This window comes from Pseudovibrio sp. WM33, from assembly GCF_001623165.1.
Lineage (GTDB): Bacteria > Pseudomonadota > Alphaproteobacteria > Rhizobiales > Stappiaceae > Pseudovibrio.
The window spans coordinates 160158-184932 of record NZ_LMCK01000039.1; the positions used below are offsets into that span (position 1 = coordinate 160158).

The 24775-nt window shown below is 52.6% G+C and carries 26 protein-coding genes; 13 read left to right on the forward strand and 13 right to left on the reverse strand.

Annotation, left to right across the window (positions count from 1 at the left end; all coding sequences use genetic code 11):
• Positions 1–353 precede the first annotated feature (353 nt).
• From repA to repC, 3 genes are all read left to right on the forward strand, one after another.
• A complete protein-coding gene (gene repA, locus PsWM33_RS08500) occupies positions 354–1574 on the forward strand; it encodes a plasmid partitioning protein RepA (RefSeq protein ID WP_063287827.1) in 1221 nt (406 codons plus the stop codon).
• A complete protein-coding gene (gene repB / locus PsWM33_RS08505) occupies positions 1571–2644 on the forward strand; it encodes a plasmid partitioning protein RepB (RefSeq protein WP_063299902.1) in 1074 nt (357 codons plus the stop codon). Before repA ends, repB begins: the two co-directional genes overlap by 4 nt.
• Before the next feature lie 254 nt (positions 2645–2898).
• Entirely contained in the window at positions 2899–4200 is a 1302-nt protein-coding gene (gene repC, locus PsWM33_RS08515) for a plasmid replication protein RepC (RefSeq protein WP_063299904.1), read from the forward strand.
• Between the two features lie 105 nt (positions 4201–4305).
• Here repC and PsWM33_RS08520 read toward each other — a convergent pair whose 3' ends face one another.
• The 8 genes from PsWM33_RS08520 to PsWM33_RS08555 form a co-directional block, all read right to left on the reverse strand.
• Positions 4306–4824 (reverse strand): GrpB family protein, encoded by a 519-nt coding sequence (locus PsWM33_RS08520; protein WP_063299905.1) that lies wholly within the window; start codon positions 4822–4824, stop codon positions 4306–4308.
• Entirely contained in the window at positions 4809–5039 is a 231-nt protein-coding gene (locus tag PsWM33_RS08525) for a phosphoglycerate mutase family protein (RefSeq protein ID WP_193778379.1), read from the reverse strand. The genes PsWM33_RS08520 and PsWM33_RS08525 overlap by 16 nt, the downstream gene beginning before the upstream one ends.
• Positions 5040–5088: 49 nt before the next feature.
• The gene (locus PsWM33_RS08530; protein ID WP_063299907.1) at positions 5089–5598 is read right to left on the reverse strand and encodes an NUDIX hydrolase; all 510 of its coding nucleotides are present in this window, start codon (positions 5596–5598) and stop codon (positions 5089–5091) included.
• A 105-nt stretch (positions 5599–5703) separates the two neighbouring features.
• Positions 5704–6753, reverse strand: a complete 1050-nt coding sequence (gene arsB / locus PsWM33_RS08535) for an ACR3 family arsenite efflux transporter (protein ID WP_063299908.1) — start codon at positions 6751–6753, stop codon at positions 5704–5706.
• Between the two features lie 45 nt (positions 6754–6798).
• Positions 6799–7125: an ArsR/SmtB family transcription factor gene (locus PsWM33_RS08540; RefSeq protein ID WP_063293012.1), complete on the reverse strand. Its 327-nt coding sequence runs from the start codon at positions 7123–7125 to the stop codon at positions 6799–6801.
• A gap of 130 nt (positions 7126–7255) precedes the next feature.
• Positions 7256–7858, reverse strand: coding sequence for a peroxidase-related enzyme (locus PsWM33_RS08545; protein ID WP_063299943.1), 603 nt, complete (start codon positions 7856–7858; stop codon positions 7256–7258).
• 125 nt (positions 7859–7983) lie between these two features.
• On the reverse strand, positions 7984–8592 hold the full coding sequence (locus PsWM33_RS08550; RefSeq protein WP_063299944.1) for a sulfite oxidase heme-binding subunit YedZ: 609 nt from the start codon (positions 8590–8592) through the stop codon (positions 7984–7986).
• A 676-nt stretch (positions 8593–9268) separates the two neighbouring features.
• Positions 9269–9529, reverse strand: a complete 261-nt coding sequence (locus PsWM33_RS08555) for an SHOCT domain-containing protein (RefSeq protein ID WP_153039703.1) — start codon at positions 9527–9529, stop codon at positions 9269–9271.
• A gap of 251 nt (positions 9530–9780) precedes the next feature.
• Between PsWM33_RS08555 and PsWM33_RS08560 the strand changes: the two genes are divergently transcribed.
• From PsWM33_RS08560 to PsWM33_RS08570, 3 genes are all read left to right on the forward strand, one after another.
• Entirely contained in the window at positions 9781–10146 is a 366-nt protein-coding gene (locus PsWM33_RS08560; protein WP_063299910.1) for an STAS/SEC14 domain-containing protein, read from the forward strand.
• Positions 10147–10177: 31 nt separating this feature from the next.
• Positions 10178–10594 (forward strand): acyl-CoA thioesterase, encoded by a 417-nt coding sequence (locus PsWM33_RS08565; protein ID WP_063299911.1) that lies wholly within the window; start codon positions 10178–10180, stop codon positions 10592–10594.
• A gap of 108 nt (positions 10595–10702) precedes the next feature.
• Positions 10703–11311, forward strand: coding sequence for a hypothetical protein (locus tag PsWM33_RS08570; protein ID WP_063287839.1), 609 nt, complete (start codon positions 10703–10705; stop codon positions 11309–11311).
• Here PsWM33_RS08570 and PsWM33_RS08575 read toward each other — a convergent pair.
• Both PsWM33_RS08575 and PsWM33_RS08580 read right to left on the reverse strand, forming a co-directional pair.
• Positions 11308–12351 carry a helix-turn-helix domain-containing protein gene (locus PsWM33_RS08575; protein ID WP_063287981.1) on the reverse strand — a complete coding sequence of 348 codons (1044 nt, stop codon included), beginning with the start codon at positions 12349–12351 and terminating at the stop codon, positions 11308–11310. The genes PsWM33_RS08570 and PsWM33_RS08575 overlap by 4 nt on opposite strands.
• A 78-nt stretch (positions 12352–12429) precedes the next feature.
• A complete protein-coding gene (locus PsWM33_RS08580; protein WP_063299912.1) occupies positions 12430–14823 on the reverse strand; it encodes a plasma-membrane proton-efflux P-type ATPase in 2394 nt (797 codons plus the stop codon).
• Positions 14824–15056: 233 nt separating this feature from the next.
• On the opposite strand from PsWM33_RS08580, the gene PsWM33_RS08585 reads away from it, so the two are divergent.
• Together PsWM33_RS08585 and PsWM33_RS08590 are read left to right on the forward strand one after the other, a co-directional pair.
• Positions 15057–16043: an NADPH:quinone oxidoreductase family protein gene (locus PsWM33_RS08585; RefSeq protein WP_063299913.1), complete on the forward strand. Its 987-nt coding sequence runs from the start codon at positions 15057–15059 to the stop codon at positions 16041–16043.
• Between the two features lie 2 nt (positions 16044–16045).
• Positions 16046–16837, forward strand: a complete 792-nt coding sequence (locus PsWM33_RS08590) for an SDR family NAD(P)-dependent oxidoreductase (protein ID WP_063299914.1) — start codon at positions 16046–16048, stop codon at positions 16835–16837.
• A gap of 156 nt (positions 16838–16993) precedes the next feature.
• Here the strand turns inward: PsWM33_RS08590 and PsWM33_RS08595 are convergent, their stop codons facing one another.
• From PsWM33_RS08595 to PsWM33_RS08605, 3 genes are all read right to left on the reverse strand, one after another.
• Positions 16994–18109 (reverse strand): acyl-CoA dehydrogenase family protein, encoded by a 1116-nt coding sequence (locus tag PsWM33_RS08595; protein ID WP_063299915.1) that lies wholly within the window; start codon positions 18107–18109, stop codon positions 16994–16996.
• Between the two features lie 11 nt (positions 18110–18120).
• Positions 18121–19311, reverse strand: coding sequence for an acyl-CoA dehydrogenase family protein (locus tag PsWM33_RS08600; protein ID WP_063299916.1), 1191 nt, complete (start codon positions 19309–19311; stop codon positions 18121–18123).
• Between the two features lie 64 nt (positions 19312–19375).
• Entirely contained in the window at positions 19376–20635 is a 1260-nt protein-coding gene (locus PsWM33_RS08605) for an acyl-CoA dehydrogenase family protein (RefSeq protein WP_244276672.1), read from the reverse strand.
• A gap of 347 nt (positions 20636–20982) precedes the next feature.
• Between PsWM33_RS08605 and PsWM33_RS08610 the strand changes: the two genes are divergently transcribed.
• From PsWM33_RS08610 to PsWM33_RS08630, 5 genes are all read left to right on the forward strand, one after another.
• The gene (locus PsWM33_RS08610) at positions 20983–21816 is read left to right on the forward strand and encodes an SDR family oxidoreductase (protein WP_063299917.1); all 834 of its coding nucleotides are present in this window, start codon (positions 20983–20985) and stop codon (positions 21814–21816) included.
• 7 nt (positions 21817–21823) lie between these two features.
• On the forward strand, positions 21824–22294 hold the full coding sequence (locus tag PsWM33_RS08615; protein ID WP_063299918.1) for a MaoC family dehydratase: 471 nt from the start codon (positions 21824–21826) through the stop codon (positions 22292–22294).
• Entirely contained in the window at positions 22291–23202 is a 912-nt protein-coding gene (locus PsWM33_RS08620) for an SDR family NAD(P)-dependent oxidoreductase (protein ID WP_063299919.1), read from the forward strand. The genes PsWM33_RS08615 and PsWM33_RS08620 overlap by 4 nt, the downstream gene beginning before the upstream one ends.
• Before the next feature lie 84 nt (positions 23203–23286).
• Complete coding sequence (locus PsWM33_RS08625) at positions 23287–24324, forward strand: phosphotransferase family protein (RefSeq protein ID WP_063299920.1); 1038 nt, start codon at positions 23287–23289, stop codon at positions 24322–24324.
• 8 nt (positions 24325–24332) lie between these two features.
• The gene (locus PsWM33_RS08630) at positions 24333–24755 is read left to right on the forward strand and encodes a GFA family protein (protein ID WP_244276674.1); all 423 of its coding nucleotides are present in this window, start codon (positions 24333–24335) and stop codon (positions 24753–24755) included.
• The last annotated feature ends 20 nt before the right edge of the window (positions 24756–24775 follow it).

The following is a 24775-nucleotide window of genomic DNA, read 5'->3' on the forward strand; positions in this document are numbered from 1 at the left end:
AACTTATCCCCCCTGCCTCACGCAGTGTTACTGATCAGTGAGGAGGCGTGAGAATCAGGAGCTGGATGATTGAGTCGGAGCGAGCTGACGCATGAATATGTTTCTGGAGAAATGGATCGGTTGTTTTGTCGATTTTATGCACGCCTCGTTTTTGAGTTTTTGAAACAGCATAACTTATTGAAAATAATAGATATTATGTCTCTCGGAGAGGCGATGATCATAAGTGTTAATGAGGATTAACCAAAAAGGGATTGAACTGAACTACAGGTTGGTTACCCTTTCGACGCAAACACGGGCCATATGGGCGCACTTTCCGTTTGTAGATGACTAGAACCGTTTGAGGGCTAAGCGAAGTGGAATACGGCAACAACACTCTTTTGCGTGAGGAAACTCCGTCTGAGAAGATCTCCCGTTATTCGCAGCTCCTTTCTGGCCAGCTGCACCGGTTAAGACAAGAACTTTATCCGCCTGAAGCGCATAAATTGCTGCGCTCGTTCTCTTCTGTCGATGTTGCCCGTCTTATCGGTGTTTCTGAAAGCACCATTCGCCAGCTGGATCTGGACGGAGAAGGCCCGACGCCAACCCGTCTTGCCAATGGCCGCCGCAGTTACACGTTGCAGCAGATCAACGCGATCCGTGAAGTGCTTGCCGCCCGTAAAAAGGGCGATGAAGCCGTTAATATCCTGCCGCGCCGTCGCGACGGTGAAAAACTGCAGGTGATTGCATGCGCTAACTTTAAAGGCGGCTCCGCAAAAACCACCACCAGCACGCATCTTGCCCATTATCTGGCTCTGCGCGGCTACCGTGTGCTCGCGATTGATCTTGATCCGCAAGCCTCGCTTTCTGCGATGTTTGGTGTGCAGCCTGAGTTTGATGTTGAGCCAAACTGCACCTTGTTTGGTGCTCTGCGTTATGATGAAGGCCGCCGGACACTGGGTGACGTGATCCGCCCGACCTATTTTGACAATCTGGATCTGGTTCCGGCCAACCTTGAGCTGGCTGAGTTCGAACACATCGTTCCAACCGCGATCGCTTCTGGTGCGTCTACCGGCGAAAATATCTTCTTCCGCCGCATCCGCAACGTTCTGAACGAAGTTGATGATCGCTACGATGTTGTTGTGATCGATTGTCCGCCACAGCTTGGCTTCCTCACTCTGGGCGCGCTGTTTGCATCCACCGGATTGCTCATCACGCTGCACCCGCAGATGCTGGACCTTGCAAGCTGTAACCAGTTCCTCGGCATGAGTTCTGACCTGATGGCTGTGATTGAGAACAATGGCGGCGAAATGAATCTGGATTGGATGCGGTTCCTTGTGACCCGTCACAATCCAAATGACAGCCCGCAAACCCGTGTGGTTGGCTTGTTACGTGCCCTCTTTGGTGAGGATGTGCTGACATCGCCAGCTTTGGAATCCACCGCGGTTGCCAATGCGGGCCTTGAAAAGAAATCGCTTTACGAACTGGAACCGGGAGCCATTGGCCGCGAAACGCTTAAGCGTGCGCTTGAATCCATGGATTCGGTAAACCGTGAAATTGAAGATCTTCTCCGCAGCTCTTGGGGTCGAACACTATGAACAAAGCTAAGGACCGGAAAAACGCATTAGACACGCTGTTTTCAGGCGGCGGTATGGCAGGCATGGTTGCAGATGCAACAGCGCCGCGCCCCCGTTTGTCGTCCGGTGCTATTGGCGCAGCCGAGATCAACCTGATCAAGGACGAACGCGACAAACTGCGTGAAGAGTTGAAAACGCTGAACACGCAAATGGCGACCTCTGACAATGTGGTGGAACTGAACCCGGAACAGGTTCAACCCTCCTTTGTTGCGGACCGTATGGAAGTTGCGTTTGATCCGGCATTTGAGGCGCTCAAAGAGTCTATTGCTGAGACCGGACAGCAAGTGCCAATTCTGGTGCGTCCTGCGCCAGATGAAGATGGCATCTACCAGATTGCTTATGGCCACCGTCGTTGGAAAGCCTGCCGCGCTTTGGGCAAGCCCGTCCGCGGTGTCATAAAACCGCTCTCTGATGAAGAATTGCTGGTGGCTCAAGGCCAGGAAAATCACGAACGGAAAGACCTGAGTTTCATTGAAACCTGCCTGTTCGTTTTCCGCCTTGCGCAAGATTACCCGCAGACGCTTATTGTCAAAGCCATTGGCAAAGACAAGTCTCTCGTTTCCAAACTCCGCAAGCTGGCGGCAACCATGCCTGAGGAGTTTTTGCGTGTGATTGGGCCTGCCCCAAAAATCGGGCGGCCACGTTGGGAAGAGATGGCAAGTTTCTTCCACGAGGGCCAGCTGGCGCCAAACCACGAAAAAGCGATTGCCTCGCTGTTTGCGCTGGACTCATTCATAGAGCTGCACAGCGATGAGCGGTTTAGCGAAGTGTTGCAGCTGCTGCAGGAAACGCCAAGCGAGATGGAGGCAGGTTCTGCGTCCTCTTCTGGTGAGATTGCTGTTGCAGCTCATACCCGTGCCGCGAAATCTTCTGAATGGCTTGGAAACAAGCATGTGCTCGTCAAGCACACTGGCAAAGCAACCGTCTTCTCCGTTGATAGCAAAACGCAGAGTGACTTTGGCTCCTTCTTGCTGAAAGAGCTGCCGGGCTTGATTGCCAAATTTGAAGACACGAAGGGGGAGGATGCCTGATGGTGTAACCCCTGAATGACGAAAGGCCCTGCTGACGGCAATCAGCAAGGCCCCAAAATCGTCGCCCAAGAGAGTGAAGAGCACTCGTCGAGGACCATCTTTAGCACGATCATCCTACGACGAACGCGCGGTGCGAATCAAGTCAGCAATGCTTTCTTGAAACCCTTTATGGCGCATTTTTGCTTTTTCGGGCGCTCAATCCCCAATCTTACTTGGATAACACCTTGGGTCTTCCCTCGGTGAATGGGTTAGCTATGCAAAGCACCGGTGTTGCGTCCTTTCGCAAAATGACACCCGGCATGTTGGAAAGCCAGCGACTGGCAATGGCGAATGACATCGTCAAAACAACAAAAGCCGAGGTGGCGATCACCTTAAAAAAGGCGGCCCCTGCTCTGGGGATCGATGGTACCGCCTACCATATTCTCGATATTCTGATCGGCCTGACACGGGCAGATGACTGGAAACAGGACCGCCGTCCACTGGTCGCGATCTCCAATGACAAGTTGGCTGAATACGTGTGCCGCTCCACGCGCACCGTGATCCGTGCACTTAAGCGACTGGTTGAGGTGGGCATACTGGCATACCGCGACAGTTCAACAGGTCGTCGTTTTATCTACCGCAATGGCGCAAGTGGTGAGATTGACCGTGGATATGGTTTTGACTTTTCGCCAGCCCGTCAGCGTATCGACGAGATCAAACGGATTGGGGAAGAGTTTCAGGCACGTGTGCGGGCAGAGCAGGAAGCAAAGCGCACTGTTAATCGGTTGTCTCGCGCAATCGTTGACGCTTGCCGTACCGGACAAAGCGAAGGCGTGGATTGCACAGTGTTCCTGGAAGAACTCTCTGCCATTATGGAAACGCCAATGCTGCTTCTGGAGCGCGCAGATAAGATCTCAAAACTCTATGAACTGATTGTTGAAGAGCTTGCAGAAGAGAACGCGAGGGATGAGCAAACAGCCGCTGATTTCAATGAATATGCCCAAATGTCAAGCGACCATGACATTGATGTCACCCCTTATAATATTACAACCCATCAAACTCCTATAAATAGTAAAATACGGCAGCCATCTAACGATGGCTCCTTAAATAACAACTCCGCTTCTAACGAAGCTTCGAAGATTGCTCTTGAAAAAGATCAATCAAGCAAATTCTCTGCCAAATCCAACGCTCCAGCTCAATTGCAATCTCGGCAATCTGGTCAGTTAGATAACGGTTTAAGTGAGCATTTATCTGCTATTTCCATTGGTTTGATTGATAGCGCAACAACGGAAACCCAGGAAATGCTGGGCATGCAGTTCTCAAGCTGGTTTGAACTTGCGCAGTCTGGCGAGCAGCTTCGTTTAGCAATTGGCCTGTCCGAAGATGGCTGGAAACAAGCGGTTGTGACGCTGGGTGAAAAAATGGCGGCGGCGGTTCTGGTCGTGACGGTTGAAAAGACCCTGCGCGATCCTGAAGGGATTTCGCGGCCGGCGGGTTACTTCCGCGCCTGCGTTGACCGCGCCAAGGACGGAAAACTCGCCCTGCACAAGTCGCTTTATGGCCTGGCTCTGGGGTAAGGGTCTGCAATGCCGGTTTCTTGCGGATAGGGTAGATGGATCCGCAAGTGTGGTGTTGGTGTGCGCGCTTACTGACTGGGCGAGAAACAGGAGATTAACGCGAGTTCATATCGATCTGAACCATTCGAGTGCTTCTTGCTCGGTGGCGAGAATGAAGGGCTCTTTACCGTCCAAATAGGAATCCCATGTAACGGTATCCGCTGATGTTAGCATCGCCTTTAAATTGGAATATTCAGCCGCCTTGCTTGGATGAGCGATCAGGTAGTCACGAAATGCAAGGTGCCGCTCAATGTGGGGCGATCCTGTTTCATAGATATGAAGATGATGTGTTCGTTTCCCCGCCCCATCCATCTTTCGAAAATACCGTCTACCATCAATACCATACGCACCCATGATCTCATATCCGAGACCTTCGAATACGTCGCTCTTTGTATCGAGCGCATGCACATCAGATACAACACCTAATAAGTCAATGATTGGTTTGGCAAGGATACCCTCCACTGAGGTGCTGCCGATATGATGAAGTTCAATATCAATTCTGCCTAGCCCCTCCTTGATCAAAGAAGCCTCATGGCAGAAGTCATTTTTCCATTTGGGGTCATGGGGAACTACGTAATCAACCATGCTTTTGAGAGGTCCTTTGCCACGCCGTTGTTCAATTCACGCAATTGCCGGACTTTAGTAAACTCATTTCCGGTTTTCTCAGTTATCCATTTCGTAGTTTGCTTTGCTTGAGTGACGCCGAGAGGTGTAAGTGTCGAATTTGTCCAACCGCCCACAACACCTTCCAGCATGTGCGCACTTTCACCGTGTCTCAGAAGAATGAGTTCGTTCAGCATTGAATACCACCAGAGTTCCGGCACTTCCATGAAGAGAGAATGTGGAGTGTCAGGAGCTCAAAACTTCGCTGGTCTCTTCATTCTGAAGTGCAGGTAACTCGATCCGAAGATGTGGGCTTGCTTTGCGTGTTACGAACTCGGCATGGAGATATTCAAGAACGCGGCGCTGGCCGGGAAAGCTGAAGAGCTCCATGGCATCATCAAACGAAAACCATTGATAGGCATCGTGTTCTTCGTTGATGGTGATTGGCGTTTCGCTGGAAACAAAGCTCACGAACACTGGCAGTTTTTGGATGATGTTCTTTTCTGGAACATAAAATTCTTCACACAGATCAGCAGACCAGAGTTCGGTGAGGACCAAACCAGTTTCCTCTTTCACCTCTCGTAATGCTGCTTCCCAGCCGGTCTCATTTGGTTCAACCTTGCCTGCGACCTGACACCAGGCGCCGAGCAAAGTATCAGCGCGGCGCATAAGCAAGACTTGCGGCTCCTCTGCATTCAGGTCGAAAAGAAAAACGGAAACGCCGTTGCTGAGAACGGGAATATTGTTGGGGGTCATAAGTTGCTCATAAAATAACTGGTGCAATAGACCATGAGCATACTCAGAGAAGAACGAAAAACCAAGAGAGACGAACGGCAGGAGATCACTCCCCTGCCCTCACGCTTAAGTTTTGGAATGGGCTGTTGAAGCCGGGACCTGATCGTCTTTAGAGAACTGACCGCGTGTCCGGTTGGCATAAGAGACCAGTGCCAACATCACCGGCACCTCAACCAGTACACCAACGATGGTTGCCAAGGCAGCTCCGGAGGTGACGCCGAACAAGCTGATTGCCACAGCGACGGCCAGCTCAAAGAAGTTGGACGCACCAATCATTGCGCCGGGTGCTGCAACATTGTGAGGCTGACGCCACTTCCGCATCCAGAAGTAGGTGACGAAGAAAATCAGGACAGTTTGGATGAGAAGCGGAATCGCGATGAGAACGATGTCTGCTGGTGATGAAATGATGTTGTCCGCCTGAAGACCAAACAGCAAGAACACCGTGCCCACCAGACCTGCAATCGAGAATGGTTTCATCCCTGCACTGAATGAAGAAAGGTGCTCTTTGTCTTTGAGACCGAGCCGGGTCAACCACCCTGCCCCCAATGGCAACGCAACAAATAGTGCGGTTGAAACCAGCAGTACATCCCATGGGACAATGATGTTTGAGACATCCAGCAAAAACGCCGCGATTGGCGCGAAAGCGAAGATCATAATCAAGTCATTGGTTGCAACCTGTGCCACCGTATAACTTGCATTGCCCTTTGTTAGATAAGACCAGACAAACACCATTGCAGTACATGGAGCAACGCCAAGCAAGATCATGCCTGCGATGTATTGATCCGCCAGATCTGCTGGAATGAACGGCGCAAAGATATGGCGCATGAACAGCACGGCCAGAGCTGCCATGGTGAAGGGTTTCACCAGCCAGTTCATAGCTAGTGTTACGATGAGTCCCTTAGGTTTCACAAAGCAATTGCGAACCTCGGTGAACTCGACCTGCACCATCATTGGATAGATCATAAGCCAGATCAGAACCGCGATGACCAGATTGATCCCGCCGACCTGCAAGTCACCGATGATCTGAAAAAGGCCAGGTTGAAGGAGGCCGGCCCCTACCCCCAGTGCCATTGCAAGACCTACCCAGACTGAGAGGTAGCGTTCAAAATTTCCCATGATTTCTCCTGCCTATCGTCGATAGACGATGAATTTCGACAAATTTTAGAGCTTGAAGCTGCTCTCAAAGAGGAAGTTGAAGTTCTTCAACTCAGACCGATTGACTGAATAACAAATGCGCGGGCGCTGTACTTCCGCCAGTATGAAGCCTGCATCCTTTAAGATCCGAAGATGCTCGGATACAGTGGATTGCGCCAGACCGATAGAGTTCACGAGATCACCACCGACGCAGCCGGGTTGAGCCGCCATAATCTTCAGTAAGCGGACACGCGCTGGATGTGCCAGGGCTTTGGCCTGGACGGCGAGCTTTTCTTCTTCTGCTTCATTTAAAGAGGCAGGTGCAAATTCCGTAACGCAGGTGTTTTCTGTCATCGTTGATTCCGTATATCGTCGATACACGATATACTCCTCTCCTCATTCACTGGCAAGGCCTTTCTGTGTTGACAGCTGTCAACTTTTTTGAAGCTGAGTTGACAGCTGAAACTCCCCTCCCCTGCTCAGACTATCGTGCTGCGGAGTGATACTCTGGGTTGGGCTGCATGCCTGTTGCAGAGGCCATGCGGTTGGACATGGAGAAAAAGGCCGCGACTTCGCAAATGTCCCAGATATCTTCTTCCGAGAACCCAACATCCCGAAGGCCTTGCCGGTCACCCTCAACAATCTCAGAGGACGTCTTCGCAATCTTTGTAGAAAAGTCGAGCATCACGCGCTGCTTGTCAGTCAAATCGGCATAGCGATAGTTCATCACCATAGCTTCACCCAGTTCCGGCTTGTTGGAATACTCCCGAACAGCAGCGCCATGGGCAACCTGACAATACCAGCAGGAATTGATCGACGAAACGGTGACGGCGATCATCTCTCGTTCCAGTTTGGAAATGCCAGAATCCCCAAGCATGAGCTCGTTGTACATCTGAGAAAACGCCCTGAGCTTCTCTGGTCGATGTGCAAAGGCAATCAGTACGTTCGGGATCAATCCGAGTTTGCTCTGACATTTCCCAAAAAGCTCCTGAATATCATCAGGTAATGGATCTGGCAGGCTGAGATTCAAGGCCGTTGGATGTGTAAGGCTTGTGCTCTCTATTTTCTGAAAATCGGTTGTAGTCATATATGGACCCTCCTCCATTTCAGCAGCTTACCCGCGATTGAAGGGACTGTCCTCACTACATAAGGAGAGCAAAGAAAAGCCCGCCTTTGGGAAGAAGCGGACTTAGTTGGAGGCTTGCTTGGGATTTAAGCGTGGGCGGAGAGCTTAAGCTCTTTTCGTTTATTGGTGACGTGCACATATCTGTAGAGCTCTAGGAGTAGAAGCGGTGTGAAATGCACCAGTGCTGGTCCAACTTTATAGTCTACCAGGACCCAATGGGCGAACACGAGGACTGCTGCTGCGTAGACAAGTTTTTGCAGATTCTTCCATCTAGACCCGAGCTGGGCGATGAACCAATCGTTGCTGGTAACTGTGAGCGGTATGAAAATGAGAGAAGCCAGCCATCCAGTCCAGATTCCGATTTTGACGAGGTCTTGCAAGATAGGGCCAAGGGATCCCTTATCCAGCAAGTAGATAGCAACGTGCAGCGCTGAATAGCAGGCCGCAGCTACGCCGATATAGCGCCGCCGTTCCATCAACCAACGCACCCAGCGTCGACCGTTTGTCAGGAACATCAGTGGTGTGATCATGAGGCTTATGATCAGAAAACGAGCGGCAAACTCTCCAGTTGGATGGAGAAGGTGCTCCAACTTGTCGCTTTCACGGAGAAGCTCTCCGATGATAGCTAACCCCGGGAGCGCAAGGATAAACCAGAAGGTAAATGGTGAGTTCCAAAATGCTCGAAGGTAAGACATGGTCGCCCGGATGAGTTTGCACTGAGTTGTAAGGTGCACACTGCTGATTTCTCAGTGTTGGGGTACGTGGGAAGTCAGCAGTGTGCGGCCGATTGCGACTGCGGTGTTCGCGTTCAACCTTGTCCAAACACTGGATCAGCTCTGACTTTTCCGCAAGAAATCAGATGTAACAAAATGTCTTGGGACTTGGTTGAGTTAGAGATCTAGCTGCTTCGTGGTGTCGGTTAAGTTATGGCCCAACCTATTGGAGGCATTAGATAATTTATGAAGCCCCGGCAATGACTCTCAAATTGTCCTTTCTGCATATGTTTATTGAAAGGCTTCCTCTATTACACTTTAACAAGAGTTGCGTTGTTTTTGATGCAAACGTGGTTGCAAACAGCAACAGTAGCTGACTGTGCTCTGAAAAAAGCTCTGCCGGAAACCTGTGACAGATTGTTGAGTGAGTTGTGTGCTGTGTATGTTGGCTGGGACTGAATGAAGGGAAAGCTGGGGCCTAAAGCATCTGATTGATACTCGGTTTTATCGGCTTTGAGCGAGATGTGCAGGTTTTAGATCTACCAAACGGATGGTTCTTCAGAGATGAATACGCGTGAGTTGCCAACTGACAACATTTGTCTGGAAGGGATATCGGCACTCAGGTTGCATGAAAGGAGTGCCGATGTTTAGCGGGATGTTACAGGTTTAAACGCAAGACCTGAGATCGCTTCTGGAACTCTTCCTCATCTATTTCACCAGTCGCAAAACGTCTGCTGAGTATGTCTAGCGCTTCGGAAGTTTGGGACTTTGGCTCTTCAGGTTCAGCCTTGCGGGCGCTGTTTATACCTCCGAAATAACCGTAGGACCGGGCGATTAAAAAGCCGATTACGAGCAAGAGAATAAGAGTGATTGGGAATGGGAAAAAGTGAAATCCGTGCATTCCTGCTTGATGAAACATAGTGATCTCCTTGGGATATTTATTAGATATCTCTAGAATGGAGAGTACCGGCACGGCTTTCAAATTACATTTGTAATCAACTGTCTTAATCGCTTCACCTGCGGATAACGGTTACACTTTTATAAAAGTGGACAGCTGTCAACTTTTCGAATTGGTGAGAGTTTTCCAATTTACGTCGAAACTATCCACCGAATGAAATAGGATGGAAGGCGTGGCTCAGGTAGCATGCAGACAGGAAAAGAGGTGCCAGAATGATCAAAAAACTCCCAGAAAGTTCGGAGAACATCCTCGGTTTTGAGGTGGATGGAAAGGTCGATCTTAACGAAGAAATGGAGCTGATTTCGCAGGTTGAGAACGTCCTCGACAAACATGCGAATGTCAGGGTGCTGGTGATTTTGAATGACCGAGCGAAGTGGGGCATCGAGGCTGGCTACGAAGATTTGAAGTGGGCGATGACCCACATCAAGAGTTTTCATCGCATCGCAATCGTCTCTGATCGGAAGATTTGGGAGTGGCTCGTCGCGATTGATAGTCCGTTTGCGGCCATGCTTGGCATAGGTGAAAAGCACTTCGATATGGCAAATCTCGACAAGGCCTGGGAATGGGTCAGAGAATAATTAGAGCCCTTCGGGAGGTGAGGATAGAGCGTTGATAGAGACCTATCGCGGTGTAGTTTACCCCTATCAGTTGGACCATATGGGACACATGAATGTTCAGTGGTACACCGAGAAGTTCGATGAGGCCAACTGGCATCTGTTCTCACAAGCCGGGCTAAGCGCGACCTATTTTCGAGAGTACAACAGGGGTATGGCTGCAGTTCAGCAAGCCACGAAATACCATGCCGAAGCGCTGGCGGGAGACCTGCTTGTGTGTCGATCAGGGGTGACGGACATTCATGAAAAGACGCTCTATATCCTCCATGAAATGCATAATGCTGAAACGCAAAAATTGATTGCGACCACTGAACTGGTATGCGCGCATCTGGATAGGGAAGCTCGCCATGCGTGCCCGTTTCCGCCAGACGTGCGGGCGGCGGTAAAGGCGCTGCTCATAGAGGGTAACTAAGTCCTCCATCGTGTTTCAGGAAGGCTATTCTGGTCCTAAATCGCGTTCTAGGTCGCAGGCAATCCGCCAAACTCCCATGGTCCAACAGACAAACCATGGAGTTATCAAATGGCAACAAAGCACGGCATCAAAGCCCTCATCGCGATTGGCGTAATAGCGATTGCGGCTTACGCGACATTCTCATCAGGCATGGAAACCTCTGAGACTCTCAGCCCTGAAGGGGTGCATTCAATCGAGATCTCAGGAAGCAATCTGGGTCTGCGCATCGTCGGAGGTAATAGCAGTTCAAGCGACATCAAGCTTGATACAAGCGATGCAAGAGGCTGCTCTCTAACCGCTACAACATCCAAAAATGAAGATGGTCTTATGACCATTAAGTTTGAAAGACGTGGGTCCTGGAGGCTTGGGTGGTGCGACCCCGCAGCGACGCTCAGGCTGCCGAATTCGATGAACATCAGCGTACATATGGACAGATTAGCGGGCGACTTTGTGGGGCAGTTTAAGGACTTCGCTATCACCTCAGAGAAGTCTGTCATCTATTTCGACGGGAGTGTTTCGCGCTTCGATTTGGTTGGAGAGATGGCTGCGGTCTATCTGAAATTTGATGCAGATGTTCCAAAGGAAAACATCCGCATCAATGTTGAGAAGCTCGTGTCCAGCATCAATTTGGCGAAGGGGTGGAAGCACGCCACGAGCATTCTGCTAGAGATCTTTTAGGCCGTCTCCACACTCTGCGCGATACGGCTCTCCTTCCGCCATACACTCGGGCTCTTGCCTGTGACACGTTGGAACTCGCGATTGAAGTTGGACTTCGTTGTAAAGCCAACATCGTAAATGATCGTGGTTATGGGCTTGTCTGTTGTCTCTAACAGCAGACAGGCTTCAGCCACTCGGAACCCATTGGTGTATTGCGGCAGGTTGATCTCACGCACTGTGTTGACAGCTGTCGAAATCTGGCGAGCCGGGACACGGAGTTTGCGAGCCAACCTATCGAGGGAGAGGTTTTCATCCCGGTACAGATGCTCGTTCTGCATGAGTTGATCGAGAGCTTCGACCAGCACAATCTGTTCTTCAGAGGCTGATGCGGTCGTTGTTTCAGGTTCTGGCAACTGCGGTGTAGCCGCAGGTTTGCGAGTAAACAGAACAGCGATTGTGACCAGTGCAAGCAGCATGAAGAGGTTTGCAGTGCCAACGATGGTTGCTGCATTGGTCCCTTTGTTCACGGCAAAGTCCGCCGCTACGACGAGATCAACAAGTGCGGAGGTTGAGAAAATAGCGCCTGCGATCAGCTGTGTCTGGCGTGCCGGGAGCATTTGATCGATGGGCAGATGACTGGCCCATTCCCACTGCCTGGTCGTTGCAGACCGGAAGAACAACAGTCCGTAACCGAGATAGACAACGACACTTGTAAGATCAATCAGCACCGGGGCGTTGAAGCCGGGAGCCAGAGTGAGAGAGCTAAGAGTTGCAGCTGTCGCGCCAATCGTCCAGCCGACAGCCTTCTTCGAAAGGCGATCAGTGAGTTGAAGGAATGAGAGCCAGGTCGCGGGCGGCAATAACAACGCCAGTCCTATGAGCGACCAGAGGGGGAGCCCACCCATCCCCCATTTGATACCGAGTAGGACAGATTGAATTGCATAAAGGCTGATAGTCGCCACGAGCAGCGACGGTATCTTTCGTCCATACCCGACCATGAGGCGTAACAGGATGAAACACAAAAACAGGGCAGTAAAAAAGGGAAGGGGTAAGCTCGGCAACGCGCCAACTCCAATTGCGGACAATGCTCTATATCTAGTCTGTCTGCGTGGCGAGTAAAAGAGCGTGTTGCACTTCTTTTAGCGGCAGAGCTTTCTGGCAACATTCAGCACGAACATCCAGAGGATAGCTTGAGCCCAGACGATGCCGATCAAGTCCCAGCTGATAGCGGGAACAAGGAAACCGGATCGACAGATGACAACTGCGAGTAACTGCGTGGTGATAATTGCCATCAGCAATTTAGCCGAAGGGCGTGGCGCCTGCCAGAACCAGTGATCATGCCGGCAGACAAACAAGAGCAAATGCCCGGCGACAACCAGCTGCAGGAACATGACGCTCTGCAACTCCGCAGCAGGTACTTCCAGCCAATGCCGGGCGGCCATCATCAGGGCGAAGTTCTCGACAACTGAAATGAGCCCAAGCACCGTTGCTGTGCGCAGCATGTTTCCAAGCTGCCATTCCATTGGGGCTGGTGCGGCCTCTGTGTTGTCGTAGGCGATGGTGATGATTGGGATGTCGTCCAGCAATGCGAGCATCACAATCATGATGGCGGTCAGGGGCACCTCTTCCAACAGCAACACACTGGCTGAGACGAACACCATCAGGTTGATTGTCATAGCCACGCGGTAGTCAACGTAACTGATCATCCGCGCGAAGATTTTTCGAGCCTCTATCACTGCATCCGTGATGACGGACAGACCGGGCAACGTCAGGATCAGATCAGCGGCAGATCGGGCGGCGTCTGTTGCACCTGAAACGGCAATACCCACATCTGCCTGCTTCAATGCCGGGGCATCATTCACGCCGTCACCTGTCATGGCGACGTAGTCTCCGGACTGTTGAAGCGCTTTGACGATGCCGTATTTGTGCTCGGGAAAGACACGGGCGAAGCCATCTGCGTTGACGATCTCTTCGCGGATGTTGGCTGGTAGGTTGTCCATGTCCTTTGTCTCAGAGAACACCTGACTGGCGCTTTCAAGCGAGGTGCCCAGCCCCAGTTGTCCGGCAATCTCTCTGCCGATGGCAATATCATCACCTGTCACCATCTTCACGGTGATTCCGGCATTCTGGGTTTCTTCAATCACAGCTTTGGAATCGTCGCGGGGCGGATCAAAAAGAGAGAGGATCCCAAGCAGGCGTAACTCATGGTTCTCGTTGGTCTTGGCAATGCCGAGTGCGCGCAAGCCTTTGACGGCAAACTCGTGCACGGCACTGCTGGCAGCGGCCTTCTCCTCCGGTGCATTTGCGCAAAGATCAATGACCACTTGCGGTGCACCCTTGATGACCTTGAACGCTCCGCTTGGACCAGAGACGCCCGCTTCTGTTCGTTTGCTCACGGGATCAAACGGCGTGAATGTGTTTTGCTTGTAGAGCTCCAAAACGCCTCGTTCAGCCTTGCTGACAATCAGGTGATCAATGACGTCTTTTTCTATTGTACTGGATGCGAGGGCCGCCATGACGACGAGCTCTTTTTCACTCTTCGCGTCAAACAGAATTGGTTCGCCAAGCGTGAGTTCGTTTTTGGTGAGCGTTCCGGTCTTGTCGGAGCACAACACATTCACCCCCGCCAGCTCTTCAATCGCCTGAAGGTGCGAAACGATGGCTTTCTTTCTGGAAAGTGTGAGTGCACCCAGAGCCATGGTGACAGATAGAACTGCGGGCATCGCAACCGGGATTGAGGCGATCACCAGCACAAGCACCAGTTCAATGATGCCCAGAATGCTCTGCTGCAGATAAAGCTGTTTGACGATGATGAGCGCAGCAAGCAAGGCCGTGCCGAGAATGAGAAATTTGCCAATGCCCAGAACGCTTTTCTGGAAATGAGAAATGTTGCCCGCGGACTGAACCAGCTTTGCCGTGTTACCAAAGAATGTGTTGCCACCCGTCGCAGCCACAAGTGCCTGCATGGTGCCCTGTTTAATGATTGAACCGGAATACGCGACATCACCGATCTGCTTATCGACCGGGAGAGACTCGCCCGTCAGGGCTGCCTGGTCGACGGCAAGGTATGGTCCGCGTTCCAAAATACAGTCTGCCGGGATGATGTCTCCGTTTTCCAGATTGATGATGTCACCGGGAACGATTTCCTCAGCAGGAATGTCAGCCCACTTCCCGTCTCGTTTCACACGGGCTTTGAGCGCCATGGATGATTTCAGCGCCGCCAGCGCATCAGCTGCTTTGCTGCTTTGAACAAACTCAATGCCTGAGTTGAGGATCAGCATAAACAGGATGATCGTGAAGTCAGCCCAGTGCTGGATGATGGCTGACAGGATCGCCGCAATTTCGATGAGCCACGGGATAGGCCCCCAGAAAGTCAAAAGCAGCTGAGCCAGTTTGCTGGTCTTCTTTTCTTCCAGCGCGTTGGGGCCATATTGCTTCAGCCGGTTGGATGCGGTTGATCCCGTCAGTCCTTCCGGTGAGCTTTCCAGGCGTTTGAATTCATCAGCTAAGCTGGGCTTATCCTGTTCAGCCATCCGGTCTTTCCATGGATTGAGCACTCATCATGGGAATATCTTCGCTGTTGCATGTAAACGGATGGTGAGAACAAGGAGAGGTTCCATGAACCGTGGTTTCCTGATTGCGAAGCGGCTTGCTCAAATTATTCAGGTTTGCTGAGAGGGGAGGGGGCTTGCGCCTAGCGTTGTGGTTGCGCTCACTGTGTTTCCGTAACATACTCACGGGTATGTTTTGATTTGGGAGGGAAATCATGCGTGCTGTTGTCTGCTCAGAATACGGACCACCAGAAGCTCTGCGTGTGGAAGATGTTGAACGCAAGGAACCGAGGAAAGGACAAGTGCGGATTGCGGTGGAAGCTGCTGGCGTCAACTTTCCAGATACGCTGGTGATTGCGGGTAAGTATCAGATCAAGCCGCCAATGCCGTTTGTTCCAGGCGGTGAAGTTGCGGGTAGAATTGAGGCTGTAGGGGAGGGCGTCACTCAGTTTGCACCGGGTGATCCCGTGATGGCCCTTCTGCTGCAACAAGGCGGATACGCGGAGGAGGTTGTGGTTGAGGCTTCAGCTGTGATGAAGCGGCCAGAAGCGATGGCTGCTCATGTTGCCGCCGGCTTTACGATGACTTACGGCACGTCCATGCATGCCTTAAAGCAACGTGCGCAGTTGCAACCGGGCGAAACACTGCTGGTGCTGGGCGCTGGCGGTGGTGTCGGGCTCACGGCTGTTGAACTGGGCAAGGTCATGGGCGCCAAGGTGATCGCCGCTGCCAGTTCCGCTGAAAAGCTGGAAGCTGCGCGGAAAGCGGGTGCAGATGAGTTGATCAACTATTCCACGCAGGATCTGAGAGAGCGTCTTAAGGAGATCACGGGCAAGGCTGGCGTTGATGTTGTGTATGATCCGGTTGGCGGAGAGCTTTTCGAACAGGCACTCCGCTCAACAGCCTGGAATGGTCGCGCATTGGTTGTAGGCTTTGCTGCTGGCGATATCCCATCAATCCCCACCAACCTGCCTCTGCTGAAGGGCTGTGCCGTTATGGGCGTGTTCTGGGGTGCGTTCCGCATGAGGGAGCCGGATAAGGACCTGAATAACTTCTCAGAGCTGTTTAAATGGTTCCAGGAAGGCAAAATCAACCCAACTGTTAGTAAGAGCTATTCTCTGGAAGAAGCTCCTCAGGCGCTTCGAGACCTCATGGAGCGGCGTGTGATAGGCAAGGTTGTTCTGGAAACCGGGAGGGAATGAAGATGCAACCCAGATTTGCAGGTCAGGCAGCCCTGATTACGGGCGCAGGCAGCGGCATTGGCCGCGCGACCGCGATCCGACTGGCGGAAGAAGGAGCTGCGATCGCTCTGGTGGACCTGAATGAGGACGGCCTTGATGAAACCGCGGGGCTGTTGCCAGAAGGTTGCCGTGCGCGGGTCTATGTCGTTGATGTTGCGAATGAAGAAGCGGTTGAGAGCTGTGTGGATGCGGTTGAGAACACCTTTGGCGGTATAAGCGTTCTTTGCAACAATGCCGGGGTCATCTGCGAAGGCTCGTGGGGCGGAAGCCATGAGGACTTCAGCGACTGGCTCAAGGTTTATGAGGTGAATGTACTCGGCGCAATGCTATTCACCAAGTACACCCGCGAACAGCTCAAGGCTTCAGGTCAAGGTTCTATTGTGAATACTGCATCCGTTGCTGGAATCAGAGCCGGCGCTGGCGGCAATGCCTATAGCGCGTCCAAAGCTGCGCTCATCAATTTTACAAAAACATCCGCCTGTGATTTTGGCGAGCATGGTGTGCGTGTGAATGCGGTTTGTCCGGGGCTCATTGAGACCGGCATGACAAAACCTGTGTTTGATCACGCCCGCAGTGTTGGCAAAGAAGACAGGCTCGGCTCAAGAGCGGAACTGCGTCGGCACGGTGATCCTACTGAAGTTGCAGCAACAATCGCTTTCCTTGCCAGCCGCGATGCCAGCTTCATCACTGGCCAGGCCCTCGCAGTTGATGGTGGAAACACATCCTCCCTCAACATGCCGGGTATGAAGATCTGAGATGGTTTTGGTTAGCCAAAAATAGAAAGAGCCAGTCTGCAACACCGGGCAATGCTGTTGCGGACTGGCTCTCGCTGATCCAAAGGGGTGGACCAGATGGCTTTAATTATGAAGTTACTTTAGAAATAATCACAAGTAGAATTACGGATTATACAGCTAAAGACCCCGTGTTTTTAGCAGAAAGTCTATATGGTGAGCACTGTCACCGAGCATCTCTGTTAACACCCGGTCGTGTTTCATGAACAATCCGACGTCAACTTCGTCGGTCATACCGATTCCACCATGCATCTGCACCGCTTCTTCTGTTGCCACGCGAGAAACTTTAGCAACCTTGGCTTTGGCTGCTCGGGAAAGAGTCTCTGCCTTATCTGAGGTTGTATCTATTGCGCGTAACGCGGAAGAGATGAGTGAAGCTGTTTGTTCAATCTGGCAATAAAGGTCGGCCATTCTGTGTTGGAGTGCCTGAAACATGCCGATTGGAACACCAAATTGTTTTCTTTCATTCAGGTACGCCGTTGTGCGCTCTGCAACTTCTCTTGCAACTCCAAGTTGTTCTGAAGCTGCAATCGAACGACCTGAGCGGAGCGTGGCTTCCAGAACAGTCGCGCCCTTATCAAGCGGACACAGCAAATCCTTGCCATCCAGATGCAAATTGCTGATCTGAATGTTCGCCGCATTGCGGCTGTCCAGCATAGCGTTGCGCTCTACCGCAACTTCCGCCGCGCTTGGGTCTACCAGAAAAAGCCCTGTGTCTTCGCCGGTTTTTGCAACAACAATCAGCCGGTCGGCATTGTAACCATCAAACACGGCGCGTTTTCTGGCGTTGAGAATGAAGCCGTTGCCGTCCGATTCTGCCGTGGCTTTGATGCGCGAGGGGTTGTGCTTTGCTCCCTCATCTATGGCCAGTGCGATGACTGCGTCGCCAGTTGCGATCTTCGGTCCCCACTCGCTTAAATGCTCACCACCAGACTGACGCAGTGCAATTGCGCTCAAAACAGCGGTGGAGAGGAACGGAGAGGCCGTCAGGTTGCGACCCATTTCCTCAGCCACAAGGCCCGCAGCGCGGTGGCCAAAGTCGTATCCGCCAGCGTCTTCCGGCAGCAACATGCCAAACCAGCCCATGTCGGCCAGTGTTTTGTGAAGCTCCTGATTAAAGCCAAGAGCCTCTTTCTGGTCGCGCAGATCACGCAGTGCCTGAACCGAGGCATTTTCTGCCATAAAACCAGAGGCTGAGTCCTTCAGAAGGGTTTCTTCAGAGCTGAAAAGTTCCATATTTTCTCTCCTTAACCCAGTGATGGCAGGCGCAGCACTGCCTTAGAAATGATGGAGAGCATGATCTCCGAGGTGCCGCCTTCAATGCTGTTGCCTTTGGAGCGCAGCCACGAGGCAGACTGGTTGCCTATGCCGTTGTTCTCTTCCGGCCCAGACAAGGCTTCCAGCCCTCCAGCCTGTACAACGAGGCTCTGGCGGCGTTTGTTCAGTTCTGTGCCGAGATACTTAAGCTCTGCAGAACGGGCGCCCAGCTGGTTGCCAGCACGGTGGAAGTCTTTCGCAGCTGCCAGATGTGCGGTCAGTGCCATTTCATCAATCAGGAACTCCCCGATATCAGCACGAAGGAGCGGGTCATCCAATCGGCCTGTCTCATCCAGCCCAATGGAGTCGATCGCAGTTTCATAAAGGCTAGCGGAACCGCCAAAAATCGCATCCAGATTGCTGACCATTTCGCGCTCATGGGTCAGCAGATACTTGGCGATTGTCCAGCCGTTGCCGCGCTCATCAACCACATTCTCCATAGGCACCTTCACGTCATCGAAGAAGGTTTCGCAGAACGGAGAACTGCCGGAAATCAGGCGGATTGGCTTGGTGGAAACACCCTCGTTGGCCATATCAAACAGCAGGAATGAGATGCCCTTGTGTTTCTTCGCATCAGGTTCAGTGCGCACCAGAGCAAAGATCCAGTCTGCTTGATCAGCATAGGAGGTCCAGATCTTCTGGCCGGAGACGAGGAAGTGGTCGCCCATGTCCACGCCTTTGGTTTGGACTGACGCCAGATCGGAGCCGGATCCAGGCTCTGAGTAGCCCTGACACCAGCGAATTTCACCGCGAGCAATCTTGGGTAGGTGCTGCAGCTTTTGCTCATGAGAGCCGTATTTCAGCAGAGCGGGACCAAGCATCCAGATACCGAAGCTTTCCAGTGGAGACATGGCGTTGATGCGCGTCATCTCCTCTTTGAGGATCTTAGCCTCGTCACCGTTCAGGCCGCCGCCGCCGTACTCTTTCGGCCAGCTTGGCACGGTCCAGCCACGCTCGGCCATGCGCTCCAGCCATTGCTGTTGTGCTTCGGACTTAAAGGTCCAGTTGCGGCCACCCCAGCAGATGTCGCTCTCTGTGGTGACTGTCTTGCGCATGTCTTGCGGGCAGTTCTCTTCCAACCAAGCCCTTGTTTCCATGCGGAATTCATCAAGTGATGTCATTGCGTTCTCCCTGTTTTGGAGTGCAGATGCAAAGGATGAGGAGAGCGATGGCTCTCCCGCCCTATCAGATCTTTTCCTGAGTATGTTTGCGCAGCTCGGAGCGGCCAATGAAGTTGCGGTGCACTGCGTCCGGGCCATCCGCAAAGCGCAAGGTGCGCAGGTTCATCCAGTTGGTTGCCAGCGGGGTATCCTGAGAGATACCCTGACCACCAAACATCTGCATGGCTTCATCCGTCACCTTGAGTGCCATGCGCGGCGCAACAACCTTGATCTGGCTGATCCAGAACGCCGCTTCACGGGCGGAGGCATTGTCCATCATCCATGCAGCTTTCAGGCAGAGGAGGCGGGCCTGCTCAATTTCCATGCGGCATTCGGCGATGATGTCGAAGTTTGCACCTAGTTTGTAAAGCTGCTTACCAAAGGCTTCGCGGTTGATGGAGCGCTTACACATCAGCTCAAGCGCTTGTTCCGCTTGTCCAATTGCTCGCATGCAATGGTGGATGCGACCCGGTCCAAGGCGGCCTTGTGCCACTTCAAAGCCGCGCCCTTCTTCCAAAAGCAGGTTTTCAGTAGGAACACGTACATCCTCAAACCGCAGGTGCAAGTGTCCGTGAGGGGCATGGTCATGACCAAACACCTGCATCGGGCGTAGCTTGGTGATGCCCGGTGTGTTGGCGTCCACCACGATCATCGAGTGCTGCTTATGCTTGGTGCCGTCCGTTGGCGTGTGAACCATGGTGATGTAGACCGCACAGCGCGGGTCGCCAGCGCCAGAAGACCACCACTTCTCGCCGTTCAGCACATAGTGGTCTCCATCTCGCACGCAGGACATGCGGATGTTGGTGGCGTCGGACGAGCCGTGGTCTGGCTCAGTCATCAGGTAGGCTGAGCGAATCTCGCCGTCCAGCATACGCTTCAGCCATGTTTCTTTCATCGCCTCGGAGCCGTAGCGCTCAAACACCTCCATGTTGCCGGTGTCAGGGGCGTTGCAGTTGAATACTTCTGGTGCAAGAGGAGATTTGCCCATCTCTTCAGCCAGATAGGCGTATTCAACGGTGCTGAGGCCGTAGCCGCGCTTGGAGTCTGTCAGCCAGAAATTCCAAAGGCCCTTGGCGCGTGCGCTTGCCTTGAGGCTTTCCAGAATTTCTGTTTGCCGCGGAGTATGTTGCCAGCGGTCTCCCACCGGAATCTCATCATGAAATTCGTCCTCGAGAGGCATGATTTCATCGCGAACCATGCTGCGCACTTGTTCCATGAGTGGCGCTACACGCTGGCTTACCCCAAGGTCCATAGCTGGACGTTCGGCTAATAAAATGTCGCTCATGATTGACCCTCCCAAGACATCTGAGCTCTTTTATCTTTACAGGCCCGTGGGGAAATTCCACTTATTATCAGAGGGATAGGTGATCATGAGCTCCCACACAAAATCAAAATCCCAGGCCGGAGAGACAAAAGAAACGAGCTAAAAATTTTGCTTTACAACTGTTGATATACGGAAACATACTACTGAGTATGTTGTCAACTGCGCGCGAAGATGAGCACGCTTGACCATTGGTTTAAGGTGGCCTCCCCAAAACGTGGGTGGCGGTATCTGAATGAAGAAACGCCTGAATCAAGTCGCGTGAGATGCAGTGGCAGATCGAAGAACACTATGGGAGGTAGGGTGTCTTCATGGGATATCTTGATGAACTGTTTGGTGTCGCTGGCAAAACAGCGCTGGTAACAGGTGGTGGAACCGGCATTGGCCGCATGGTTGCCACTGCACTGGCAGAAGGTGGCGCACGCGTCTTCATCTGCTCGCGCAAGCTGGACGTGGTTGAGAAGACAGCACAAGAGATCAATGCGAACCTGAAAGCCAACAACCCGGAGGCTGCCGGATCTGTTGAAGCGTTTCAGGGAGATGTTGGCTCTGAAGAGGGCGTGTTGGCTCTTGCTGAAGCTGTGCGTGAGCGCAGCCCAAAGCTTGATATTCTGGTCAACAATGCTGGCATCACCTGGGGTGAGCCACTGGGCACCTTCCCGTATTTTGCGTGGAAGAAGGTGATGGATGTCAACGTGGCAGGCCTGTTCCATCTGACCCAGACCTTATTGCCGGAGTTGAAAGCCAGCGGACGTCCGGAAGATCCGGCCCGCGTTATCAATCTGGGCTCGGTCATGGGCTCCACGCCGATTGGGGATGGCGCTTACTCTTACTCAGCCTCAAAGGCCGCAGTGCACCAGCTGACGCGTATCCTCGCAAAAGAATTGGCGAAAGAACACATTACATTCAACGGCTTCGCACCGGGGCCGTTTCAATCCAACATGACAGCGTTTGCAACGGGCACGGACGAAAAAGCAGCGCATGTTGGGAAAGGCGTGCCACTTGGCCGGATCGGGCACCCTGATGACATCGCGGGTGCGACGCTCTTCCTTTGTGGCAAAGGCGGGTCTTATGTCACGGGAGAAGTGATCCCGCTGGATGGTGGCATTCATATCGCCACAGGCACCAATTTGTTTGGACAGTGAGGGGCTTATGGAACTGACCATAGAAGAACTTGAGGCCCGGATTGGCCAGCAGATAGGCTTGTCTGACTGGGTGGAGGTGGATCAGTATATGATCTCCACCTTTGGCAAACTGACCTTTGATGAGCAGTTTATCCATATGGATCCTGAGCGCGCCGCGGCTGAAACTCCGTTTGGCGGTACCATCGCCCATGGGTTTCTCACGCTCTCGCTCGCCAGCAAATTCGCCATAGAAACCCTTCCGGATGTGAAGGGGCGGACCATGGGCATCAACTATGGTTTCAATAAAATCCGCTTTTTACATCCCGTTGCCAGTGGTAAGCGCATTCGGGGACGTTTCACTCTGGATAATCTGACCCGCAAGGGAGATGGTCAGATCCTTCAGGAGTTTGGTCTTTCAATTGAGATTGAGGGTGTCGAAAGCCCCGCGTTGGTTGCACAATGGCTGACAATGACGTTTTTTGAGGAGGTAGCTGCATGACGCAGGACACGATAAATTTTGCCGGTCAGGTAGCGATTGTTACGGGCGCAGGCGGTGGGCTTGGCCATCTTTACGCGCTGGACCTTGCTGCGCGCGGCGCTGCGGTGGTGGTGAATGATCTGGGCGGTTCTGTTGATGGTTCTGGTTCGTCCGCAACCGCTGCTGAAACTGTTGTCGAGGAGATCAAAGCAGCAGGCGGTAAAGCAATCGCCAACGCTGCAGATGTGACGGATGAGGCTGCTGTCAACGCTATGGTTGCGGCCACCATAGAAGCATTCGGGCGCGTTGATATTCTCATCAACAACGCTGGCATTTTGCGCGATAAATCCTTTGCCAAGATGGAAATGTCCAACTGGAACAAAGTGGTAGACGTGCACCTCAATGGCGCAGCGCTCTGCACCAAGGCCGTCTGGAACGTGATGAAAGAGCAGGGCTATGGCCGCATCATCATGACTACATCTCCATCCGGCATCTATGGCAACTTTGGGCAGGCGAACTACGGCGCTGCGAAAGCGGGCCTTTGGGGCATGATGAATACGCTTGGCCTTGAAGGGACAAAAAGCAACATTCACATCAACTGCATCGCACCTTCTGCTGGCACACGCATGACAGAAACAATCATGGATGCTGGCACGCTGAAGATGCTGGCACCAGAGAACATCACGCCTGCAGTGGTGTTCCTGTGCTCTGATGCTGCGCCAACCCGTAAGGTGCTTGTGGCCGCTGCCGGCACTTACACACTGGCCGAAATGGTTGAAACACAAGGCATTCATTTGGCTGAGGATGACCGTACACCAGAGGCAATTGCTGCCAACTGGGGCCGGATTGCTGACCGCACGGATGCGGAGCCGGTGAACAGTGCCATGGAAGGTGTCGCCAAGCTGGTAAAGGCAATGGCCAACGCCTGAACCTAAAAGCCGATAAGGAGCCTGACTGTTCACGGGACGGAGGAACCGTCAGGCAACCGGATGTTTCATGGAGGAGGGGAGCCCATGACGAACGCCTTGCATACATTAGAGAAACCAGCGCTACAGGCCTATCTGAAGCAGCAGATACCGGAGTTTGGTGAGCTTCTGGAGATTGAGAAGTTTCCGGGTGGCCAATCCAACCCAACTTACAAGCTAGTGACCTCTGATAAGACCTATGTCATGCGAGCTAAACCTCCGGGAACCTTGCTGAAATCCGCCCATATGGTGGATCGCGAGTATCAGGTGATGACGGCTCTGGCGGGCAGTGATGTGCCTGTGCCCAAGACCTATCATCTGTCTGCGGACGATTCTCCAATCGGCACAATGTTCTTTGTGATGGAGTATGTTGAAGGGCGGATCTTCTGGGATCCTTCATTGCCGGAATGCTCTAACGAAGAGCGTATGGCGATCTTTGCGGAGATGAACCGCGTGTTGGCAGCGCTGCATGATGTCTCTCCCAATGCCGTTGACCTGATGCACTATGGTAAGCCCGGCAACTATTTTGAGAGGCAAACCGGGCGCTGGATCAAGCAGTACAAAGCCTCTGAAACTACAATAATTCCAGCCATGAACCGCCTGATGGAGTGGTTGGAAGCCAATATGGTGGAGGACGACGGAACATCCTCGCTGGTGCACGGGGATTACCGGCTCGACAACCTGATCTTCCATCCCACAGAACCGCGGATTGTGGCTGTGCTGGACTGGGAACTTTCCACGCTTGGCCATCCGCTAGCGGACCTTGCCTATCAATGCATGCAGTGGCGTTTGCCATCTTTCAAAGGCCTGCGCGGGTTGGCGGGGCTGGATCGTGTGGCACTTGGTATTCCGCTTGAAGAGGAGTATGTACGCCAGTACTGTATGCGTCGTGGGCTCAGCGAGATTGAGAACTGGGAGTTCTATCTCGCGTTTTCCATGTTCCGATTAGCTGCTATTCTTCAAGGGGTTGTGGCCCGTGCGGAAGCGGGTAATGCGTCCAATCCGCAAGCTGTAGAAATGATGCGAAAAGCTGTCCCTCTCATCGCCGGTATGGCGTGTGAATTGATTGGCGAACTGGTGGAGTAATGAGCGTGATGAAACGATCCGGGCGTTGCATGTGTGGGGCAGTGTCCTACAAGATTGAGGGTGATCCGGTGGTTACGGCTCAATGTCATTGTGAGGAATGCCGCCGGCTGAGTGGTACTGGCCACACGATTGGCGCCATGTTCCGTGCGGATCAGGTGATTATCTCGGGCAAACTGGGTGAGTATGTCTATACCTCCGCCAACGGCTCGCAGGTCACCAAAGCCTTCTGCCCAAGCTGCGGAAGTCCGATTTATGGCCGTAATACCAAGGCGCCTGACCACATGACACTCCCTCTCGGCTCCATGGACAACGCGGATGATTTGGAGATTCAGGTTGTCATCTTCGATCGCGACAAACCGCATTGGGATACTCTGCCAGAAACAGCTGCGGTCTTTGATACTCAGCCAGACTGGAAGCCGGAGAAGGCGTGAAGCCTAAAAGAAGCGCTCCA

Bases quoted from the DNA above. Each gene is read 5' to 3' on its own strand.
- PsWM33_RS08630 (WP_244276674.1), top strand. From the start codon at position 24,333: ATGAAACGATCCGGGCGTTGCATGTGTGGGGCAGTGTCCTACAAGATT.
- PsWM33_RS08570 (WP_063287839.1), top strand. From the start codon at position 10,703: ATGGCAACAAAGCACGGCATCAAAGCCCTCATCGCGATTGGCGTAATA.
- PsWM33_RS08610 (WP_063299917.1), top strand. From the start codon at position 20,983: ATGGGATATCTTGATGAACTGTTTGGTGTCGCTGGCAAAACAGCGCTG.
- PsWM33_RS08605 (WP_244276672.1), bottom strand. From the start codon at position 20,635: ATGAGCGACATTTTATTAGCCGAACGTCCAGCTATGGACCTTGGGGTA.
- PsWM33_RS08595 (WP_063299915.1), bottom strand. From the start codon at position 18,109: ATGGAACTTTTCAGCTCTGAAGAAACCCTTCTGAAGGACTCAGCCTCT.
- repC (WP_063299904.1), top strand. From the start codon at position 2,899: ATGCAAAGCACCGGTGTTGCGTCCTTTCGCAAAATGACACCCGGCATG.
- PsWM33_RS08520 (WP_063299905.1), bottom strand. From the start codon at position 4,824: ATGGTTGATTACGTAGTTCCCCATGACCCCAAATGGAAAAATGACTTC.
- PsWM33_RS08545 (WP_063299943.1), bottom strand. From the start codon at position 7,858: ATGACTACAACCGATTTTCAGAAAATAGAGAGCACAAGCCTTACACAT.
- PsWM33_RS08540 (WP_063293012.1), bottom strand. From the start codon at position 7,125: ATGACAGAAAACACCTGCGTTACGGAATTTGCACCTGCCTCTTTAAAT.
- PsWM33_RS08550 (WP_063299944.1), bottom strand. From the start codon at position 8,592: ATGTCTTACCTTCGAGCATTTTGGAACTCACCATTTACCTTCTGGTTT.
- PsWM33_RS08560 (WP_063299910.1), top strand. From the start codon at position 9,781: ATGATCAAAAAACTCCCAGAAAGTTCGGAGAACATCCTCGGTTTTGAG.
- PsWM33_RS08530 (WP_063299907.1), bottom strand. From the start codon at position 5,598: ATGACCCCCAACAATATTCCCGTTCTCAGCAACGGCGTTTCCGTTTTT.
- PsWM33_RS08585 (WP_063299913.1), top strand. From the start codon at position 15,057: ATGCGTGCTGTTGTCTGCTCAGAATACGGACCACCAGAAGCTCTGCGT.
- PsWM33_RS08580 (WP_063299912.1), bottom strand. From the start codon at position 14,823: ATGGCTGAACAGGATAAGCCCAGCTTAGCTGATGAATTCAAACGCCTG.
- PsWM33_RS08615 (WP_063299918.1), top strand. From the start codon at position 21,824: ATGGAACTGACCATAGAAGAACTTGAGGCCCGGATTGGCCAGCAGATA.
- PsWM33_RS08525 (WP_193778379.1), bottom strand. From the start codon at position 5,039: ATGCTGAACGAACTCATTCTTCTGAGACACGGTGAAAGTGCGCACATG.
- PsWM33_RS08620 (WP_063299919.1), top strand. From the start codon at position 22,291: ATGACGCAGGACACGATAAATTTTGCCGGTCAGGTAGCGATTGTTACG.
- arsB (WP_063299908.1), bottom strand. From the start codon at position 6,753: ATGGGAAATTTTGAACGCTACCTCTCAGTCTGGGTAGGTCTTGCAATG.
- PsWM33_RS08590 (WP_063299914.1), top strand. From the start codon at position 16,046: ATGCAACCCAGATTTGCAGGTCAGGCAGCCCTGATTACGGGCGCAGGC.
- PsWM33_RS08600 (WP_063299916.1), bottom strand. From the start codon at position 19,311: ATGACATCACTTGATGAATTCCGCATGGAAACAAGGGCTTGGTTGGAA.
- PsWM33_RS08555 (WP_153039703.1), bottom strand. From the start codon at position 9,529: ATGTTTCATCAAGCAGGAATGCACGGATTTCACTTTTTCCCATTCCCA.
- repB (WP_063299902.1), top strand. From the start codon at position 1,571: ATGAACAAAGCTAAGGACCGGAAAAACGCATTAGACACGCTGTTTTCA.
- PsWM33_RS08625 (WP_063299920.1), top strand. From the start codon at position 23,287: ATGACGAACGCCTTGCATACATTAGAGAAACCAGCGCTACAGGCCTAT.